Annotated in this window: 20 protein-coding genes; 8 read left to right on the forward strand and 12 right to left on the reverse strand. The window is 64.9% G+C overall.

The genetic code is table 11. The features are described from left to right. Positions 1–3: 3 nt before the first annotated feature. Together LWC34_RS40220 and LWC34_RS40225 are read right to left on the reverse strand one after the other, a co-directional pair. On the reverse strand, positions 4–306 hold the full coding sequence (locus LWC34_RS40220) for an urease subunit gamma (RefSeq protein ID WP_233730446.1): 303 nt from the start codon (positions 304–306) through the stop codon (positions 4–6). A 258-nt stretch (positions 307–564) separates the two neighbouring features. Beyond that, positions 565–2,736 carry an ATP-binding cassette domain-containing protein gene (locus LWC34_RS40225; protein ID WP_233730447.1) on the reverse strand — a complete coding sequence of 724 codons (2,172 nt, stop codon included), beginning with the start codon at positions 2,734–2,736 and terminating at the stop codon, positions 565–567. Between the two features lie 62 nt (positions 2,737–2,798). Here LWC34_RS40225 and LWC34_RS40230 point away from each other — a divergent pair, with 62 nt between their 5' ends. After that, positions 2,799–3,815 (forward strand): helix-turn-helix transcriptional regulator, encoded by a 1,017-nt coding sequence (locus LWC34_RS40230; RefSeq protein WP_233730448.1) that lies wholly within the window; start codon positions 2,799–2,801, stop codon positions 3,813–3,815. On the opposite strand, the gene LWC34_RS40235 is transcribed toward LWC34_RS40230, so the two are convergent. Next, a complete protein-coding gene (locus tag LWC34_RS40235; protein ID WP_233730449.1) occupies positions 3,723–4,670 on the reverse strand; it encodes an ornithine cyclodeaminase family protein in 948 nt (315 codons plus the stop codon). The genes LWC34_RS40230 and LWC34_RS40235 overlap by 93 nt on opposite strands. 182 nt (positions 4,671–4,852) lie before the next feature. Between LWC34_RS40235 and LWC34_RS40240 the strand changes: the two genes are divergently transcribed. The 6 genes from LWC34_RS40240 to LWC34_RS40265 all read left to right on the forward strand — a co-directional run bounded on the left by LWC34_RS40240 (position 4,853) and on the right by LWC34_RS40265 (position 10,879). Beyond that, the gene (locus LWC34_RS40240) at positions 4,853–5,998 is read left to right on the forward strand and encodes a citrate synthase 2 (protein WP_233730450.1); all 1,146 of its coding nucleotides are present in this window, start codon (positions 4,853–4,855) and stop codon (positions 5,996–5,998) included. A 133-nt stretch (positions 5,999–6,131) separates the two neighbouring features. Continuing rightward, positions 6,132–7,376 (forward strand): cytochrome P450, encoded by a 1,245-nt coding sequence (locus LWC34_RS40245; RefSeq protein ID WP_233730451.1) that lies wholly within the window; start codon positions 6,132–6,134, stop codon positions 7,374–7,376. An 83-nt stretch (positions 7,377–7,459) separates the two neighbouring features. Beyond that, positions 7,460–8,296 carry an ABC transporter ATP-binding protein gene (locus LWC34_RS40250; protein ID WP_233730452.1) on the forward strand — a complete coding sequence of 279 codons (837 nt, stop codon included), beginning with the start codon at positions 7,460–7,462 and terminating at the stop codon, positions 8,294–8,296. After that, positions 8,293–9,105, forward strand: a complete 813-nt coding sequence (locus LWC34_RS40255; protein ID WP_233730453.1) for an ABC transporter permease — start codon at positions 8,293–8,295, stop codon at positions 9,103–9,105. Before LWC34_RS40250 ends, LWC34_RS40255 begins: the two co-directional genes overlap by 4 nt. Further along, positions 9,084–10,265: a sensor histidine kinase gene (locus LWC34_RS40260; protein WP_250109464.1), complete on the forward strand. Its 1,182-nt coding sequence runs from the start codon at positions 9,084–9,086 to the stop codon at positions 10,263–10,265. The genes LWC34_RS40255 and LWC34_RS40260 overlap by 22 nt, the downstream gene beginning before the upstream one ends. Then, positions 10,262–10,879, forward strand: a complete 618-nt coding sequence (locus LWC34_RS40265) for a response regulator (protein ID WP_233730455.1) — start codon at positions 10,262–10,264, stop codon at positions 10,877–10,879. Before LWC34_RS40260 ends, LWC34_RS40265 begins: the two co-directional genes overlap by 4 nt. 68 nt (positions 10,880–10,947) lie before the next feature. Here LWC34_RS40265 and serC read toward each other — a convergent pair whose 3' ends face one another. Together serC and LWC34_RS40275 are read right to left on the reverse strand one after the other, a co-directional pair. Then, positions 10,948–12,084, reverse strand: coding sequence for a phosphoserine transaminase (gene serC / locus LWC34_RS40270; protein ID WP_233730456.1), 1,137 nt, complete (start codon positions 12,082–12,084; stop codon positions 10,948–10,950). 88 nt (positions 12,085–12,172) lie between these two features. Next, positions 12,173–13,528, reverse strand: a complete 1,356-nt coding sequence (locus tag LWC34_RS40275; protein WP_233730457.1) for a serine hydrolase domain-containing protein — start codon at positions 13,526–13,528, stop codon at positions 12,173–12,175. 78 nt (positions 13,529–13,606) lie between these two features. Here LWC34_RS40275 and LWC34_RS40280 point away from each other — a divergent pair, with 78 nt between their 5' ends. Then, positions 13,607–14,170 (forward strand): DUF7711 family protein, encoded by a 564-nt coding sequence (locus LWC34_RS40280; protein ID WP_233730458.1) that lies wholly within the window; start codon positions 13,607–13,609, stop codon positions 14,168–14,170. Here LWC34_RS40280 and LWC34_RS40285 read toward each other — a convergent pair. From LWC34_RS40285 to LWC34_RS40315, 7 genes are read right to left on the reverse strand one after another with little or no spacing between them, the layout of a single operon-like run. Next, positions 14,167–14,412 carry a YxzC family protein gene (locus tag LWC34_RS40285; RefSeq protein ID WP_233730459.1) on the reverse strand — a complete coding sequence of 82 codons (246 nt, stop codon included), beginning with the start codon at positions 14,410–14,412 and terminating at the stop codon, positions 14,167–14,169. The genes LWC34_RS40280 and LWC34_RS40285 overlap by 4 nt on opposite strands. A gap of 13 nt (positions 14,413–14,425) precedes the next feature. Then, the gene (locus LWC34_RS40290; protein WP_233730460.1) at positions 14,426–15,127 is read right to left on the reverse strand and encodes an MBL fold metallo-hydrolase; all 702 of its coding nucleotides are present in this window, start codon (positions 15,125–15,127) and stop codon (positions 14,426–14,428) included. Positions 15,128–15,187: 60 nt separating this feature from the next. Then, a complete protein-coding gene (locus LWC34_RS40295; protein ID WP_233730461.1) occupies positions 15,188–15,616 on the reverse strand; it encodes a hypothetical protein in 429 nt (142 codons plus the stop codon). Continuing rightward, positions 15,613–16,842 carry an ABC transporter permease gene (locus LWC34_RS40300; RefSeq protein WP_233730462.1) on the reverse strand — a complete coding sequence of 410 codons (1,230 nt, stop codon included), beginning with the start codon at positions 16,840–16,842 and terminating at the stop codon, positions 15,613–15,615. The genes LWC34_RS40295 and LWC34_RS40300 overlap by 4 nt, the downstream gene beginning before the upstream one ends. After that, positions 16,839–17,525: an ABC transporter ATP-binding protein gene (locus LWC34_RS40305; protein WP_233730463.1), complete on the reverse strand. Its 687-nt coding sequence runs from the start codon at positions 17,523–17,525 to the stop codon at positions 16,839–16,841. Before LWC34_RS40305 ends, LWC34_RS40300 begins: the two co-directional genes overlap by 4 nt. Further along, complete coding sequence (locus tag LWC34_RS40310) at positions 17,522–18,619, reverse strand: peptidoglycan-binding protein (protein WP_233730464.1); 1,098 nt, start codon at positions 18,617–18,619, stop codon at positions 17,522–17,524. Before LWC34_RS40310 ends, LWC34_RS40305 begins: the two co-directional genes overlap by 4 nt. Continuing rightward, a complete protein-coding gene (locus LWC34_RS40315; RefSeq protein ID WP_233730465.1) occupies positions 18,616–19,158 on the reverse strand; it encodes a hypothetical protein in 543 nt (180 codons plus the stop codon). Before LWC34_RS40315 ends, LWC34_RS40310 begins: the two co-directional genes overlap by 4 nt. Between the last annotated feature and the right edge of the window lie 30 nt (positions 19,159–19,188).

Genomic DNA, 19,188 nt, shown 5'->3' on the forward strand with positions numbered 1-19,188 from the left:
TTCCTAGATGATCGGGTCATGCACGGTGACGAGCTTCGTGCCGTCCGGGAACGTGGCTTCGACCTGCACCGCGTCCACCATTTCGGGCACACCCGGCATGACTTGGTCGCGGGTCAGCACGTGCCTGCCGCTTGCGACGAGCTCGGTGACCGTTCGGCCGTCGCGCGCGCCTTCCAGGACATGGTCGGTGATCAACGCGACGGCCTCTGGGTAGTTCAGCCGCACGCCCCGGTCCAGCCGCTTGCGTGCGACGTCGGCCGCCACGTGGATCAGCAGCTTGTCGCGTTCGTGCGGGGTCAGGTGCATGCGCAAGGTCTATCACCGCTGACCGCCGCTGTCCCGATCTGGAAACACAGGTGTAACTCAGACGGGTGCCTGTGGATAACTCGGTTCCGGCGATTCGGACTTGTCGGCCCCCTGCGGTAGCGTTGAAATTGGGGGTTCCCCTATGGGCTTTGGTGTTGTGCTGGCGCTTGGGCTTTGGTGTTGTGCTGGCGCTTGTCCATTGTGGCGCGCGAGGGCGAAGCGGGTTGATCAGGTGCTCGCCAGGGCAAAGCGGGTTGGTCAGGTGCTCGTGAGGGCTTTCGCCGTCGCTGTGTCGGCAATGTCCGCTACATGCCCCTGGTACAGGATCTGGCCGCCGTGCTTGCCCGGGCCGGGGCCGAGGTCGATCAACCAGTCGGCTCGTCGAATCACGTCCAAGTTGTGTTCGATCACGACGACCGTGTGGCTGTGGGCTACGAGACCGTCCAGCACGCTCAGCAGGGTGTCGATGTCGCGAAGATGCAGTCCGGTCGTCGGCTCGTCCAGCACATACAGCGTCGGCGCGACCGTGTCGCGCAGCTCCCTGGCGATCTTCACGCGCTGGGCCTCACCACCGGACAGCGTGGTGAGTGGCTGGCCGAGCCGCAGGTAGCCGAGGCCCACGTTGTCCAGGTGCCGCAGGGCCTTGGTGATCGCTGGGTCGGACAACCTATGGATGGCGTCGGCGATCGTCAGGTCGTCTACGTCCGCAATGGACAGTCCATCCACCCTGTGGCGCAGTACTTCGACCGTGAACCGGCGCCCTCCGCACGTCTGGCACACGGTCTCCTGGCCGTCCATGAAAGCCAGGTCCGTATAAATGACCCCGAGGCCATCGCAGTCCGGGCACGCACCCGACGAATTGGCGCTGAACAGGCTCGCAGGAACATTGTTCTGGCGTGCGAACAACTTCCGGATGGCAGTGGCGATGCCGGTGTAAGTGATCGGCGTCGACCGGCGGTTGGTGCTCACCGCCTTCTGGTCGATCACGACAGCGTCGTGCTGGGTGACCAGTTCGCTTGCGAGACTTGACTTTCCTGATCCCGCGACACCCGTAAGCACGGTCATCACGCCAGTCGGGATATCAACAGTGATGTTCTTGAGATTGTTACGAGTGGCGTCGGCGACGGTGATGGTTCCGCGCGGTTCGCGGGGTTTCTCATTGGTGGGGCGAGACTTTGACAGCGCGGCCGAAGTGGGCGTACGGGCGCGCTGCAACTCGGCGAAGGTGCCTTGAAAAACGAGCTGGCCGCCCTGATCACCCGCACGCGGACCGATTTCGATGATCTGGTCGGCGATTGCCATCACCGCAGGGTCGTGTTCGACGACCAGGACGCTGTTTCCCTTGTCCCTGAGTTGTTCGAGCAGGGTTGTCATCGACGCGATGTCGTGCGGATGCAGGCCGACGGTTGGTTCGTCGAACACGTAGAGCATCTCGATCAGGCTGCTGCCCAGGTGTTTGACCGTTTTTATCCGCTGCGATTCGCCTCCGGACAAGCTCGTCGTCGCCCGGCCGAGGTGCAGATATCCGAGGCCGATGGTGACCATGGCGTCCAGCCTGTCCTTCAATGCCGCGACGACCGGCGCGACCTCGGTGACCCTGGCGATCAGGGAAGCGAGCTCGCTGATCTCCATCCTGGCCATCTCGCCGATCGTGTAGCCGAGGACTTTCGCTGTCCGGCTGGCTTCGTTCAGACGATCGCCGTGGCATTCCGGGCAGACCTCCGACCTGGTGAAACGGGCGATGACGTCTTTCTTCCGGTCCGACAGGTTGTCCGAGGTGTGCAGGTAGATCCGTTCGAACCGCAGTGCGACGCCTTCGGGTTCGGTTCCGTGCAGCAGCCTGTCTCGCTGCTCCTTTGTCCAGTCGCGCAAGGGTTTTTCGACGTCGAAGATGTCCGCGTACAGCGAGTGCCAGTAGCCGCCGTTGCCGAATCCTGGCAGCACGATGGCGCCGTCTTTCAGCGACTTGTCCATGTCGAGGAACCGATCGACCGCGCTGGCTACCACCTCGCCGAGGCCTGAGCAGGTTGGGCACATGCCTGCCGGGTCGTTGAACGAGAAGTGGTTCGACTCGCCAACCAATGGCGTGCTCACGCGCGAGAACAGGAGCCTGAGGTAGGTCCAGGCGTCGGTGATCGTGCCGACCGTCGACCGGGCGTTTCCGCCGATCCGCCGCTGGTCGATCACCACGACTGGAGAGAGTCCGCCGATCGCGCCGACGTCCGGCCTCGTCCATTTCGGCAGGCGGTTGCGGGTGAACGGCGGGAAGGTCTCGGTGAGCTGGTATCCGGCCTCGGCCGCGATCGTGTCGAACACCAGCGACGACTTGCCCGAGCCCGACAGGCCGACGAACACCACCACCTGACCACGCGGTACGTCGAGGTCGATGCCTTTCAGGTTGTTGGTCCTCGCTCCCCTGATCTGGATCATGCGACCGACCGTACGAGCAGATGTGGCCAGAAAATGTCCGCGATTTCAGCGACCATGGAGTCATGGCCGATGTGATGCGGCGAGTCCTCGCACTACTGGCGGCGTTGCAGACGGGCAAGGCGTTCGCGGGCGACGAATTGGCGGCACGGCTGGACGTCAACCCGCGCACGCTGCGGCGGGACGTCGACCGGCTGCGCGGCTACGGCTACCCGGTCGAGACCCAGCCAGGCCCTGGCGGCTACTACCGGCTTGCTGCGGGCCGCGCCATGCCGCCGTTGCTCCTGGACGACGACGAGGCCATCGCGACTCTCCTCGGCCTGGCGACCATCGCCGCGATCGGCAGCGCCAGCGAGGGCAGCGTTGACGACGCAGCGACCCGGGCTTACGGCAAGGTCGACCAGTACCTGCCCAAACGCCTCCGACCCCAGGCTGTGGCGCTGCGCGAGAGCCTGGAGACCACCGCGGTGTCGGCGCCGAGTACCAGTGCCGAGACGATCAGCACGCTCGCGGACGCGATCCATCACGCGCAGCTCGTGACCTTCGATTACGCCGACGGCAGCGCGCGCCGGGTCGAACCACACCGCCAGATCCATCTGAATCTGCGCTGGTACTTGCTGGCCTGGGACACCGGCAGGGCGGATTGGCGCACCTTCCGTACGGACCGGATCTCGAATCCGCGCAACACCGGCCGCACGTTCACCCCTCGACCCCTGCCCGCCGAGACTGGCATCGACTACCTGCGCCAAGGCCTTGCCAGAGATCAGAAACGCGTTGTGGTGACCATCAAAGCGCCGATGACAGAAGTCGCGGACGCTTTCAAGTACCAGGACGTCGAGCTGACCAGGACTTCAGGCGGAACTCGTGCGGTGCTGCGACTCGATTCGTGGCACTGGCTCGTGCTGAGTCTTGCTCCGCTGGACGCGGATTTCACCATCCACGAACCGGTCGAGTTCCGGGCGGCGTGCGCGCGGTTCGGCGCCCGGCTGTCAGAGCGGCGCTTCGACGCCGATGCCGAGGTCGATGGCCTTACGCAGGATGTAGTCGGCCGCGAAGAGGTCCTCGGTGGCGATGCCGAGTGACCGGAACATCGTGATCGCCTCCGGCCCGGACCGGCCAGGCGCCTTGCCGATCAACAGATCGCCGAGTTCACCGCGTACTTCGGGCGGGTCGCTCTGGAACTCCTTGGCCTCGCCCAGCACGGACTGCATCGCGTCGACGTACAGCTCGGCATGCTTGGCCGTTGCGGTGTCGACCTCCTGATGGTGGATCGTGCTCGCGCCGACCGCGTTGACGTGTGTGCCAGGGCTGAGCCAATCCCTTTGCACCACAGGCTCTTTCGAGGTTGTCACGGTCACGACGATGTCCGCGTCGCGTACGGCCTCTGCTGCCGACTCTGCCGCTTTCAGTTCGAAAGGGACATTCATCCGTTCCACGAACGCGGGTGCGGAACGCGGCGAGAACACGCGCGCGTCTTTGATCTCACGGACGAGGGGAATCGCGTGCAAATGTGCTTCGGCTTGCACGCCCGCGCCGATGATCGCGAGGCTTTTGGCATTTTCCCGAGCCAATGAACGGGTCGCCAGCGCGGACACCGCGGCCGTTCGTATTTCGGTGATCGTCGAAGCATTCATGAAAGCGAGCGGCTCGCCCGTGACACCGTCGAAGAGGGTGACCGCGCCTTGATGCGTGTCCATCCCGCGCGCCGGATTGTCCGGCACGATGCACAACAGTTTCGTGCCGAACAGTGGGGCATCGCCGCCGCGATACGCGGGCATCCAGACACCGAACGCGTTCGTCGACAACGGCGTGAAAGCGGTCCGCAGCGGCTGCTCCACCAGGCCTTTCGCCCTGGCAGTGAGCGCGTCGGCCATCACTTCGACGCACTCGTCCATCGGCAGGACGCGTTTGATGTCCGCGGCGGAGAGTATTCGCATGCCCCAGCTCTAGCAGACTGAATCGTTCACGGAATCGTGACTCAACCCACGGCGCGTGTCGTTGCGACTCTGGCCAGAGAAGAGAAGTGTTTGAAGATGAGGCCGCGCAGTGTCGCCGACTCGTATCCAGATGTTGGCGCGGCGCGTATCAAAGTCGGGGCATTTGGGAAAGGCGACCGCGCATGTCGACACCAACAGTGAACCCATCGCATGTCGACTTCGACGACGACGGTTACAAACCGGGTCTCGAAGGAGTCATCGCGTTTCGGACAGAGATCGCCGAACCGGACCGGGATGGCGGCGCGTTGCGTTACCGCGGCGTGGACATCGAAGATCTGGTCGGCCACGTGACATTCGGCAACGTATGGGCACTTCTTGTGGACGGCCGCTTCGGCCCGGGACTGCCACCGGCTGAGCCGTTCCCGATCCCAGTGCACACCGGTGATGTCCGGGTCGACGTACAGGCGGCACTGGCGATGCTGGCGCCAATCTGGGGTTTCCAGCCGTTGCTGGATATCACGGACCTGGAAGCGCGTGGCCAGCTCGCGCGCGCATCGGTGATGGCACTGTCCTATGTGGCGCAATCGGCCCGCGGCATCGGCCATCCTGCCGTGCCGCAGAGCCGGATCAACGAGTGCGACACGATCACCGAACGCTTCATGACCCGCTGGCGCGGCGAGCCGGATCCCGCGCACATCAAGGCAATCGACGCGTACTGGGTGTCCGCGGCGGAGCATGGCATGAACGCTTCGACGTTTACCGCTCGTGTGATCGCTTCGACTGGGGCGGACGTGGCGGCTGCTTTGTCGGGTGGGATCGGGGCTATGTCTGGGCCTTTGCACGGTGGTGCGCCGGCTCGCGTGCTGCCGATGATTGAGGCTGTTGAGCGTTCGGGGGATGCTCGGGGGTACGTGAAGGGGATCCTTGACCGCGGTGAGCGGCTGATGGGGTTCGGGCACAGGGTTTATCGCGCTGAGGATCCGCGGGCTCGCGTTCTTCGGCGGACTTGCCGGGAGCTTGGGGCTGCTCGTTATGAGGCTGCGGCGGCTTTGGAGCAGGCGGCTTTGGCCGAGTTGCGGGAGCGTCGGCCGGATCGGGCCATCGAGACGAACGTGGAGTTCTGGGCCGCGGTGATTTTGGACTTCGCCGAGGTTCCGCCGCACATGATGCCCGCTATGTTCACGTGTGCTCGTACGGCTGGGTGGTGCGCGCACATCCTTGAGCAGAAGCAGACCGGGCGGTTGATCAGGCCTTCGGCTCGGTACATCGGGCCTGATGCGCGCAAGCCTGAGGCTGTCGAGGGCTGGGACAGCATCGCCCACCAGTGAGCCACCACAGTTCAGGACTCGTGAGTGGTTATGCGGGTTAGAACCCGCATAACCACTCACGAGACCACTCACCCCTTGTGGTGAACATTTCTGTACAGTTATGAACAGAGATGTTCACCAGGGAGGGGCAACGATGTTGTCGTTCAGTGATGTCCGAGGGATCGCCACCGCCCTCACCACTCGGGCTGCTGCTCGGGTGCTTGCCGAGGCCGGTGATCTCATCGCCGCCACCGACACCAAGAGGTTTCACGACAACCCATATCCAGTGCTCGAACGCATGCGCGCCAAGGGTCCGGTCTACCGTGGCCTTTCCGGCATGTATGCCCTCACTTCGCATTCGCTGATCTCTCAGGCGCTCAAGCATCCGCAGGTGAAAGTTCAGCCGCTGCCAGGGAAGCGTGACCCGTTCACGCTGGGCACGAATGCCCTTGAGGGCTCCTTTGTTGTCCTTGATGCGCCGGATCACACGCGGCTGCGCAGGATCACGGCCCCTGCCTTTCGGCCGAAGATGATGCGGGAATTACGCGGCAGGATCGAGGCGACCACTCATCGCTTGCTTGACCACGTTGGCACTGAGTTCGATCTCATGGCTGACTTCGCCAATCCCCTGCCGATCACTGTCATCAGTGATCTGCTTGGTATTCCTGCCAATGAGACCGGGCGGTTCGCGAGGTACGGCATGATCATCGCTGAGGCGTTCGACGGGTTGAACTCTCCGGCGAAGGTGCGGGAGTACAACACGGCCTATGCCGACATCAGGCAGTTGTTCTCTCGGCTCATGGCTGAGCGTCGGGTCGATCCGGGTGACGATGTGATCAGCATTCTTGTCGCGGCGGAGACCGAGGACAGGATGACCGCCGATGAGTTCATGACCACGTGCATGCTTCTGCTCATCGCTGGGTTTGAGACGACCGTCAACATGATCGGCAACGCCGCCGTTCTGTTCAGTGAGCACCCTGAGCAGTGGGAACTTCTCAAGGCACAGCCGGATCTTGCCACCAATGTCGTCGAGGAAGTTCTGCGCTACGAATCTCCTGTGCCTGTCCTCATGCGGTTCACGCACGACCTCGTTCAGCTTGATGGCGGGGAGGTTCCTGCTGGCGCGTCCGTGCTTTTCATGCTTGGCGCCGCCAATCGGGATCCGGCGGTTTTTCCTGAGCCACATCGGTTTGACATCACCAGGTCCGGGTCCGTCGAGCATCTCGCGTTTGGGGGCGGTGTGCATTACTGCCTTGGCGCTCCACTGTCTCGTTTGGAGGGTGATGTCGCCTTTCGGGCTATGGCTGAACGGTTTGCCACCATCAAGCTCAACGGTGTTCCCGCTCGCCGGCTTTCGTCGAGCATCCGTGGGTTCAGTGCTATCCCTGTCCGGGTCTGACTGCTTGTCCTCCGATCGGTGGACATGGGGATTCAGTCCTGTGGTTGTCCCGCCGGCCCCCGGATTCCATGAGCATTGCGGACATGACAGCGATACAGGTTCGGGGGCTGCGTAAGGCTTACCCGACGATCCAGGCTGTTGCCGGGATCGACTTGCGGATCGACCGCGGCGAGGTGTTCGCGTTACTCGGTCCCAATGGGGCCGGTAAGACAACGACTGTGGAAATCCTTGAGGGACATCGGAAACGGGATGCTGGCACGGTTTCCGTGCTCGGTCAGGATCCGGGTACGGCCGGCCGGGCTTGGCGGGCGCGGTTGGGGATCGTGCTGCAGACCGCGACCGATGCCGCCGAACTGTCCGTCAGGGAGACGATCCAGCATTTCGCGCGTTACTACCCTCGGCCTCGGCAGCCTGAGGAGGTCTTGGAACTGTGTGGCCTCAAGGAAAAGGCGGGCGCTCGGGTGAAAGGGCTGTCCGGCGGTCAGCGCAGGCGGCTCGATGTCGCGCTCGGCATCATCGGCACGCCTGAGCTGCTTTTCCTCGACGAGCCGACGACCGGGTTCGATCCGGAGGCACGCAGGCAGTTCTGGAGTCTGATCCAGAAGCTCGCCGCCGACGGTACGACCATCGTGCTGACCACTCACTATCTTGACGAGGCCGAGGCGCTGGCCGACCGGGTCGCGGTGATCGCCAAGGGGGAGATCGTCGCCGAGGGAACGCCTGCCGAACTCGGCGGGCGCTCGACGCGGCATGCCACCGTGCGCTGGGTTGACCAGAACGGGGAACAGCAGGTCCAGACCGCTACGCCGACCAAGTTGATCGGCGAGCTCTCCCGTGGGGGTGGAGAGCTCGCTGGGCTGACCGTCGCAAGGCCGACGCTCGAAGACGTTTACCTCGACCTGGTCGGAGGCAGCCGATGACCACCTTGACATTGCCTTCGCCGATCAGCATCGGGCTCGCGCGCGGGCTCACCGAGCTGAAATTGTTCTTCCGCACCAAGGAACAGGCGATTTTCACGTTCGCCTTCCCCGCCGGGATCCTCGCCGTGCTCGGGTCAGTGTTCAGCCAGGTCTACGAGGACACTGGGGTTTCCTCAAGCCAGGTACTCACCGCGAGCATGGTCGGTGCCGGCATCATCGCGACCTCGTTCGTGAACCTGAGTGTCAGCGTCGCGCTCGACCGTGAGGACGGCACCCTGATGCGGCTACGCGGCACGCCGATGCCCGCGGTGTCCTACTTCCTCGGCAAGATCATCTTGGTGTTCGTCGCCAGCCTCGCCGAGACCGTGCTGGTTCTCGTGGTCGGTGTCGGGCTGTTCGGGTTGGACCTGCCGACCGATCCGGCCAAGTGGCTGACGTTCGCGTGGGTCTTCGTGCTCGCCGTGGTCAGCTGCTCACTGATCGGCATCTTCACCGCGTCGCTTGCCAAATCCGCGTCGAGCGCGTCGGCCGTGGCGAACCTGCCGTACGTCGGCCTGCAGTTCATCTCCGGCGTCTACATGAACCCGATCACCTGGCTGCCCGCGGGTATGGTCACGGTGGCGTCGTTCTTCCCGGTCAAGTGGGCGGCACAGGGCTTCCGGTCGGTTTTCCTGCCGGACAGCATGACGAAGTACGAAATGGCGGGGTCATGGGAACTGGGCAAGACGGCACTGGTCCTTGGCGCCTGGTGCGTCGTCGGGCTCGTGCTGTGCCTGATGACGTTCCGGTGGAGCGACAAACGAGCGTGACCGACGCCGCTGATCGCTACTTCTGGCTGTGGGACACGTTTTTCGCGTTCGTCTACGTCGCGGTCGTCTGTTTGGTGCTGTTCGTCGCCAACGGGGTGACCGCGGCGGAACGCTACGGCTCGGTCGGGTTGCTGACCGTGATCCTGCTGCTGTACGTGTTCCTGGCCAGGCGCGAACTCGTCACCGAGCGGCTCGGCTGGCGGCGCAACCTGTTCATCGCGACACTGTTCGGCTGCATCGTCGGATCGTCGGTGCTTGTTCCGCTCAGCATGTACTCGTTCTTCGCCGTGGTGCCGTTGCTGTTCATGACACTCCGGTTGTTCCCGGCGATCGTGCTGACCGCGGCGTCGATCTTCACCTCGATGATGATCTCGCTGGTCTGGGATCCCGGTTCGAGCATCCTCAACGCGGTCATCCCGCTGGCGATCAGCGTGTCGTTCTCGGTGATGATCGGTGTCTGGATCCACAAGGTGATCGACGAGAGCGTCGAACGCCGCGACCTGATCAAACAGCTGGAGGACAGCCAGGCCGAGGTCTCCCGGCTGTCGCACGAGGCAGGCGTCGCCGGGGAGCGGGAACGGCTGGCAGGCGAGATCCACGACACCCTCGCGCAAGGTTTCACCAGCATCATCACCCTGGTGCAGGCGGCGGAATCGGAGCTCGGCCGGGACGAATCTCAGGTACGCAAGCATTTGTCGCTCGCGGTGCGGACCGCACGGGAGAACCTGGCCGAATCCCGTGCCTTGGTCGCGGCTCTCGCGCCCGCTGAACTGACCGAAAGTTCTGTCCTGGACGCCATCCGGCGCCAGGCAAGCAAGCTGACTGAGGAAACCGGTGTCGCGGCCGAGGTGGTCGTGCAGGGCGACCGGCGGCCGCTGACCACCGGGATTGACGTAGTACTGCTGCGGACCGCGCAGGAAACACTGTCCAATGTGCGCAAACACGCGGACGCGGACAGCGTCGAGATTGTACTGTCCTATCAGGAGGGTTCAGTTGTCCTCTTGGTCACGGACGACGGCAAGGGTTTCGATCCGTCGGCGGCGACCAGTGGGTTCGGGTTACGCGGCATGCGGTCGCGGATCGACCAGGTCGGCGGCTCGTTGTCGGTGACAAGCTCGCCAGGCGCGGGCACCACGGTCGAACTGGAGGTCTGCACGTGATCAAGGTGCTGCTGGTCGACGACCATCCCGTTGTCCGGGAAGGGTTGCGCGGCATGCTGGACGCCGAGCCAGACCTGACGGTCATCGGTGAAGCCGGTTCGGGTGAAGAGGCCGTCGCGCTCGCGGCGGCCCACCAGCCCGACGTGATCCTGATGGACCTGCGAATGCCCGGCCTTGACGGCGCCGGTGCCACCGAGAAGATCATGTCCTCGGACGGCAGCAGCCGGGTCATCGTGCTCACGACCTACGAAACCGACGCGGACATCCTGCGGGCAGTGGAAGCAGGCGCGACCGGATATCTGCTGAAGGACGCGTCCCGCGCCGAGCTCGCTGGCGCCATCCGTGCCGCGACACGCGGTGAAACTGTTCTGGCGCCTTCAGTCGCCGGACGGTTGATGCGACGAATGCGTCAGCCCGCGCAGCCATCTTTGAGTGCCAGGGAGATTCAGGTGCTTCGATTGGTCGCGAAAGGACAGACCAACGGCGAGATCGGCGCGTCGCTGCATATCAGCGAGACCACCGTGAAGACGCACCTGTTGCGCGTGTTCAACAAACTCGGCGTCTCGGACCGCACGGCAGCGGTAACCACAGCTATGGAACAAGGCATGCTCTGAAAAAGACCTCGTGAGTGGTTAGTCGCGTTCTAACGCGGCTAACCACTCACGAGGGTTGAGCTGGGGGTTTAGCCGAGTTGCTCGACGACCCACTCGATCGCGTTGGTCAGGATGGTGATGTCGTCCGGCTCGATCGCCGGGAACATCGCCACCCGCAGCTGGTTGCGGCCCAGCTTGCGGTACGGCTCGACATCGACGATCCCGTTGGCGCGCAACGCCTTCGCCACCGCGGTGGCGTCCACGTCCTCAGCGAAGTCGATCGTGCCGACGACCTGTGAGCGGTTCACCGGGTCGGCCACGTACGGCGTGGTGTATGCGGTCTTCTCCGCCCACTGGTACAGGCGCGTGGACGAGTCGGCCGTCCGGGCGGTCGACCAGGCAAGGCCGCCGTTGCCGTTGATCCACTCGATCTGGTCGGCCAGCAGGAACAGCGTGGCCACCGACGGCGTGTTGTACGTCTGATCCTTGACCGAGTTGTCCAAAGCCGTTGGCAGCGAAAGGAATTCCGGCACCCAGCGGCCGCTCGCGGCGATCGACGACACCCGCTCGAGAGCCGCGGGGGACATCAGCGCGATCCACAGGCCGCCGTCGGAGGCGAAGTTCTTCTGCGGCGCGAAGTAGTAGACGTCCGTCTCCGCGATGTCCACCGGCACACCGCCAGCGGCGCTGGTGGCGTCCACAGCAATGAGCGCGTCACCGGAACCGGCGGGCCGCACGACCGGCATGATCACACCGGTCGAGGTCTCGTTCTGCGCCCACGCGACCAGGTCGGCGCCTTCGGAGTACGTGATCTCCGGCGCGGTGCCCGGCTCTGCCTTGATCACGATCGAGTCGGAAAGGAACGGGGCTTCGTTGGTGACCTTGGCGAACTTCGAGGAGAACTCGCCGTTGGTGAAGTGCTGGGCCTTGTCGTTCACCAGGCCGAACGCGGCAGCGTCCCAGAACGCGGTGGTGCCGCCGTTGCCGAGCACGACCTCGTAGCCCTCAGGCAGCGAGAACAGCTCACGCAGGCCCGCACGGACCCTGCCGACCAGGGACTTGACCGGCTTCTGGCGGTGTGACGTGCCCATGAAGGCCGCGCCCTCGCCAGCCAGGCGTGCCAACTGCTCCGGCCGGACCTTGGACGGTCCGCAGCCGAACCGGCCGTCGGACGGCTTGAGCTCACCGGGCAACTGCAGAGTGGTCGGATCAACGGTCTGCGTCATGGCGCCTCTTCATGGATCGCATCTGGATCGAATTGAACTGCGACGGTACCGGCGCCGTTGCCGGGCGGTAACCAGTTTGTCATGTGGCCTAGCGTCGCGTACCCCACCCGTGAGGGTCGACACCCCCGGGGATGGGGCCAGCCGGTTCGTACGGACGGCGGGTGAACACGAACGTGGCCAGGTCGATATGCGTGACCTCGCCATTGGCGTCACGAACGACCTTGAGTGTTTCCCCAGCGTAATAGGCATCCAGACCGGTCCAGGTGCCGTCACCGGCTGGCTTGAACCGCGACGCGCGACCGCCCTGGATCGGCACGAGGTCGAGCCACGCTTGGTCGAGCAGCCGCAGTTGGAAGGGCGCGGCGCCCCAGTACCAGACGCCCGTGAGATCGAGCAGGTCCTGGTTGACGACCGTGGCCGGGGCCCATTCGGTCGGCAGCTGCGGCTCCTGCTCGTCCGCGATCTTCATCAGGTCGTACGACAGGCCCATGATCCCGACCCCGGACGTGGCGTTGGTCAGCACCAACGACCCGGTTCCGCTGGACGTGTCGGTGAGCGCGCACGCCAGGAAGCCCGGCATCGACCCGGTGTGACCGGCCAACCGTCGCCCGGAATCGCGTACGAGCTGCAGGCCGAGCCCGAACCCGCCCGTCCAGTGGTCGCCGTCGTCCACCATCACCGGCGCCCGCATCTCAGCCATGGTGTCCGGGTGCAGCACGTCGCCGGTGTCGCCTGCGATCAGCCGCAACCAGCGGGCGAGGTCGTTGAGGGTCGACCACAACTGGCCCGCGGGCGCCATTGCCCCGGCATCCGGCGCCGGTTCCGGCAGCAGCACGTCGGCGTGTGGATGGACCGCCCAGCCCAGGGCATGCGGGGCTTCGGGGTGCGGGGTTGTCCGTGTCATCTCCAAGGGCACGAGCAGCTCTCGGTTGACCGCCTCCAGCCAGCTCACGCCCCGGTGGCGCGAAACGAGTTCACCCAAGGCGCCGTAGCCGACGTTGGAGTAGTGCAGCTTGCTGCCCGCTCGCAGCACCAGGTGCTCCGGCCCGAGGCTGGCCTGCAGCGCCGCCCAGTCCGACCCTGGCGACCGCTCCCACCAGACGCCGGGCGACTCGGCGGTCAAGCCGCCCGTGTGCGAGAGCAGCTGAGCAAGCGTTCGGTCGCCCATGACCGTGCCGGGAACGTGCTTGTCGAGCGGGTCGTTGAGATCGAGCTTGCCTTCATCACGCAGCCGCATGACCAGGACCGCGATGAACGTCTTGGTGATCGACCCGATCCGGTACTGCGTGTCCGGCCCCGGCACCTCGCCGTCGACGCGGCCACGCGCGCCGGACCACACCAGCCCACCCTCCCGGACAACCGCCGCGACCAGGGACGGAGCACGGCAGGTCGCCTGCTCGTGCGCGACGCGGCGAAGCAGGGCCAGCTCAGTTGAAGGCAGCATGCCGTGATTCTCGCCTGCTTCGCTGGGAGCGCGCCCGCGCCTAGGGCATCAACGGTGTCTATGGGCAAGAATGCCCGAGTGAAATGGGCACGAGCCAGCCATCATCTGCGGACCCTTGCCGACGAGTGTGCCCGGATGCACGCGGTTTCCGGCCGGATCGAGTCTTTGTCGGTCGTGCAGCTTTGGGCATTTGGCGACGTCGTGGCCTCGAACGCGGACTTGGACTTCGCTGAGGTGGCGTTGGTGGTTGACGTGCCTGAGGTTCCTTGGCTGTCCGTTCCGGACGGTGGGACATGGTGGAGCCGTTCGGCACGCCTGAAAGATCCGCTGCGCGCGTTTTGGCGATCGTCGCGTGTTCCGGTTTGGAACCACCGGATCGTTCAGCCCGTGCTTTTGTGGGACGTGGAGAACGGTGTTGCCGAGGATGCTTTCAGTGACCTTGGCGGGTTTCGGGTTGCCGCGCCAAGTCCTGACGAGCTTCGGGACCGGCTGGACTTGGAGTTGGCGACCAGCCTCAAGGCCATGCGTGCGGCGGCGGAGGTTTACGAGACGACCCGGTGGAGCCCGCGGAAGTTGGAACCTGTGGCCGACGATCTGCATGCGGTAACCAAGGGCTACTTGGACATCCTCGACGCACGCTAGTCCGCGACAGCCGCCTGCCACGCTCGGAAGTCCGCTTCACCGTGAAGATACTTGCCTGGCGCCACTTGCAGATCGGCGCCAGCCAGATATCCGAGCGCTTCCCACAACTTGGCGGGGTAGCGCTCATCGTCAACGACCATGGGCCATGCCCAGTCGGCGGCTTCCTCGCGGCTGACCTCGCCACTCACCAGGCCAGCGAGCAAACGCTTGGCCTCGGCGAAGGTGGCGTCCAGGTCGGTCACGACACCGATTCTGCTAGATCGGGCGCCGTTTCTGGTGTGAATTAACGGCTTCACGCAGGGCCGAACCCGCGCCTTCGACAATGGGCGCGCCGTGGCCGAAGCACGCGGTCTCCACGTCCAACTCGGCCAGCCGCCGGAAACCTGCCAGAGCCTGATCCTCGTCCTGGTTGAACACCCCGAGCATCACGCCGCCTTCGTTCGCCACGGTGTCGCCGGTGAACAGGACCTTGTGCTCGGGCAGGTAGATCGCGATGCTGCCGGGCGTGTGCCCGGCCACGTGCAAGATCTGCGCGCCACCGCCGAAATCGAGCACCTCGCCGCCAGCCAGCTCGACATCCACTGTAGACGGTGGCACCACTATTTCCGGGACACCAAGGGACTGAACATGTTCCCAGATCGGCTTGTCGAACTCGGTCAAGACCGGCGGTGCCGGGCGTGCCTCGCCCCGGACGACTGCCGCGTCCGCCGCGTGGACGTGCACCGGAGCACCATGCCGCGCGCGAATGTCCGCGGCTGAGCCGTGATGGTCTTCGTGGCCGTGGGTGATGAGAATTCGACGGATCGCCGAGCCTTGTACCGCTTCGGAAATCTCCTCCGCTGAACCCGGGATGCCGGTGTCTATCAAGGTGAATTCGTCGCCGTCCTGCCAGAGGTATGCCTGGCCGAACTTCAATGTCACGTGGTACAGAAACGGCCGCAGTGCCATGATCCCCATATCGCCACGCTAGGCGGGGATCATGGCCGCGGCCATCTTTTTCACTGTGAGCGGACGGAATCAGCGCATGGTTATCCGCGCGCACGCGTCGAACGCTTTGCCGACGGTCTTGGGATCCGTTGTGTACTTGATCCCTTCATCAACCCCGTCCGGCCGAGGGTCAGGAAACTCAGGCACACCGTTGTCACGCACGCACTTGGCCAGTTTCAGCTTCGCCGCGTACTCTTCCGGGGTGACCGGCAACGGCCCACCCTTGGTGTCCGGCAAGAACTTCGCACACTCCTTCTCGGCCTTGGCCAGCGTCGCCGCGCTCACGTCCAGCTTTTCCGTGCTTTCGTACGGCAGATCGGCCTTGTGCTCGATCATGCACTTCTTGTAGTCCCGCATCTTGTCTATATCGGACTTGACGACACTACTCGGGACAGGCAACGCAGCCGAGTCAGGACTGCATGCAGCAAGCAATGCGGCCACAACCACTAGGCCCTTCATGCCAGTGCCGATGTCGGTGGGAGACGTGCGGCGCGCATTGCCGGATACGCACCGGCGATCGCACCGACCAGAGCGGAAATCCCGACACCGCCGACCAACGCCAACGGAGGCAACACCGCGGGCCAGTTCTGGCTCAACGAGTAGCCCGCTGTGACGGCGATACCGATCACCACGCCGACGATTCCGCCGAGGCCGGACAAAAGCACTGACTCGGCAAGGAATTGGCCACGGATCTGCCGCCGGGTCGCACCCAATGCCCGCCGCAAACCGATTTCACGGCGTCTTTCCAGTACCGAGATCACCATCGTGTTCGCGACACCGACACCGCCGACCAGCAACGCGACACCGCCCAACGCAAGGAACAGCGCGCTGTAGGACTCGTCCACGAGTTTCTGTGCTGCCAACGCTTCCGACGGCAGCGACACCTGCACCTCCTCCGGGTGGTGCGGGTTCACCGTTGCGGCAAGGATGTCACGCACGTCCTGCACCTTGGCGTCCTGCGCACGCACGTACAGCGTGGTCGGGTGGCCGTCGAAACCCAGCTTCTCCTTGGCCACGTCCCAGCCCACCAGCACGGCCCGCTCGACCTCCGGCGCCAACGGCATGGCGTTCAGAATGCCGATCACGGTGAACCACTGGCCTTCGATCCACACCTGCGGCGGGTGTGCCGGGTCGATGTGGTCGATGCCGAGCCGTGTCGCCGCGACCGATCCCAGTACCACCGCGGGGAACTTCGCCGACGCCGCGTCGATGAACTTTCCACTGTGGAGTGTTCCGTTCAGGACACCGAGCAGGTCCGGTTTGGTGGTCAGCACGGCGAGACCGGACGTCTCGCCCGCGTCAATCTGGTCGTTGCGGCGCACCGTGCTCTTGACTGACCCGGTTGCCGAAGCGCCCGTCACCGGGCCGATCCGGCCAGCCATGCCCACTGACGTCTCCGGCAGTTTCGCCGGTTCGGCGAACAACGTCTGGCCCGGCTTGGTCACAAGAAGGTTCGGCCCGAGCGCGGCGATCTGGTCGGCCAGTGCTTTGTTGCTGGACGCCGGAATGCTGATCACCGCGATCATCGCGGCCACACCGATCGCGATTCCCAGCGCCGACAACACTGCCCTCAGTGGACGTGTGCGCATTCCGTGTAGGCCAAGGCGAAGCATGTCCTTCGACCGGAGTCTGCGCGGGGATGGCAGCGGTTCGGCGTCCGATGGCCGGTCTAGCACCACGCTCATACCGCCACCGCCCCGGTGTCCAGGCGCAACAGGCCGTCACGCATCTCGATCCGGCGTGGCATCGAGGCCGCGATGTCGTTGTCGTGCGTGATGACCACGATCGTCGTTCCCGCCATGTTCAGCTGGTGCAGCAGCGATAGAATCCCGGAACCCGTTGTACTGTCGAGGTTTCCGGTCGGCTCGTCGGCGAGCAGGATGGCCGGGCGGTTCACCACGGCGCGGGCGATCGCCACGCGCTGCCGTTCACCGCCCGACATCTCGCTCGGGAAATGCCATGCCCTGGAACCAAGTCCGACCTGTTCCAGCGCCCCCATCGCGATTTTGTGCCTACGCCGAGCCGAAACTCCCGCGTACAGCAGCCCGGTGGCGACGTTTTCCACCGCTGACAGGCCTTCGGTCAGAAAGAACTGCTGGAACACGAACCCGATCCAGCGCGACCGCAACGCCGAGAGCCTGCGGTCGTTCAATCGCGCGACGTCGTGCCCGCGGACCTCGACCCGGCCGGACGTCGGTACGTCCAACGTGCCCATCAGTTGCAGCAATGTGGACTTTCCCGACCCGGACGGCCCGACGATGGCGAGCAGTTCGCCCGACGAGACGGACAGGGATACGTCTCGAAGCGCGTGCACCCCGCCGGTGTACGTCTTGGCGACGTTGCGGACCGCGAGCACCGGGGTCGTCATGAGGTGGTCACCACCTGCATGCCTTCCCGCACGTCCGGGCCGCTGACCTCGACTTTGCCGTCGGCGAACAGACCGGTCTGCACCGGGATCAGCCGCCGCGAGGTCCCTTCAACGACCTCCAGCGCGTACCCGCCTTCGGCCAGCGCGAGCAACGCGCCGACCGGCACGGCCAGCACGCCGTTGTGGCTCACGGTGGTGAACCGGACGTCCGCCGAACTTCCGTCCGGCGCCGTGATCGCGCCCGGGTCGTCCAGCTTGATGGACACGTCGAACTTGGTGTCCTGATCGCCGCCGCCCATGCCAGGGTTGTTGTCCGCCGCGGCAAGGGTGACCTGCTGGACCGTGCCGGTGGTCTGCTTGCCGCCGACGCTGACCGTCACCTTCGAACCGGGTTTGGCGTTGTCCCGCTGCTCCGCCTTGATCTTGACAGTCACGCCGCGGTTCACGCCGGTGTACTTCAGCACGTCCGTGGTGCCCTGCGCGCCGAGGTTCGCCACCAGCGTGCTCACCCGGAACGGCCCTTGCGCGATCACCACGTCACCGATCTCGACCGTGCCGTTCTGGTCGACCTTGAGCGACTTCTGCCACTTCTTGATCGCGGTAGCGGTCCCGTCGGTGAACTTCTCGTCCGGCGCGCCGAACCCGCCGAACCCCAAGGTTTTCAGGTTCTCCTCGACCAGCTTGACGTCCGGGCCGTTGCTCACGCCCGGCCCGACCGGCCGGTACATCGGGATGTCGCCGTAGAAAAGCACAATCGGCTTCGCGTCCACTTTGTACACTGCTTTACCCCGGTCGAACTGGTCGCCGGTCGACGGCAGGCCGGTTATCGTGCCCTGTTTACGGCCTGCCAGCGCGGTTTCCAGTCCGTAGCCGAGTTTTCCGCTCTCGGTCTTCTTGTCCGACAGGTCGGTCTTGACCACCTCGGCCGTCTCGACCTTGGCGGGTGCCTGCGGCCCCGCGATCGCGGTTCCCGAACCGACCCTGGTCAGGATGACCGCCGTGCCGACCCCTAGTGCGACCACGGTGGCCGTGCCGGCGATCATCCAGCGAGTACGGCGGCGTTTGTGCTGCAGCCGTGGCCCTTCGTCGGTCACCTGCCGCCTCCGGCCGCCGGTACGCCCATCGTTTCCACGCCGCATTCCTTGAAGGCCTTCTCGGTCTTCTCCTTGTCGCCGCTGAGGTCGATGGTTCCGCCGCTCACCGAGCCGTCCGGGTTCGGGTCGGGCCAGTTGAACCCGTGCTCACGCATGCACTTCGCCTTCGCGCGCGCCTTGTCCAACTCCTCAGGCGACAGCGGCTTCGGCTTGCCGCCGTTGGGCAGCAGCTTGTTGCACGCCTCGCCCGCCTTGCTCCACTTCTCCGCGTCGCCCTCGGTCATCCGGGTCGCGGACATACTGCCGTCCGGACCGGGGTCGGGCATGTCGATGCCGTGCTCACGCATGCATTTCGCGAAGTCACGCATCCGGTCTTCGTCGGTTTTGCCGTCGTTGGCGGCGTTCTCGTTGCCTTGGGCGTTGCCTTGCTTGTCGCCACCCAATGAGGCGACCTTGTCGCCGCCGGAGTCGCTACTGCCACACGCTGTCGCCAAGGCCAACAACGCGGTCACCGTGGCGAGTCGCCACTTTGCACCCATTCTCCGGTCTCCCTTTCGCTTTACGGCGGA

The sequence above is a fragment of the Kibdelosporangium philippinense genome, assembly GCF_021390435.2.
GTDB lineage: Bacteria > Actinomycetota > Actinomycetes > Mycobacteriales > Pseudonocardiaceae > Kibdelosporangium > Kibdelosporangium philippinense.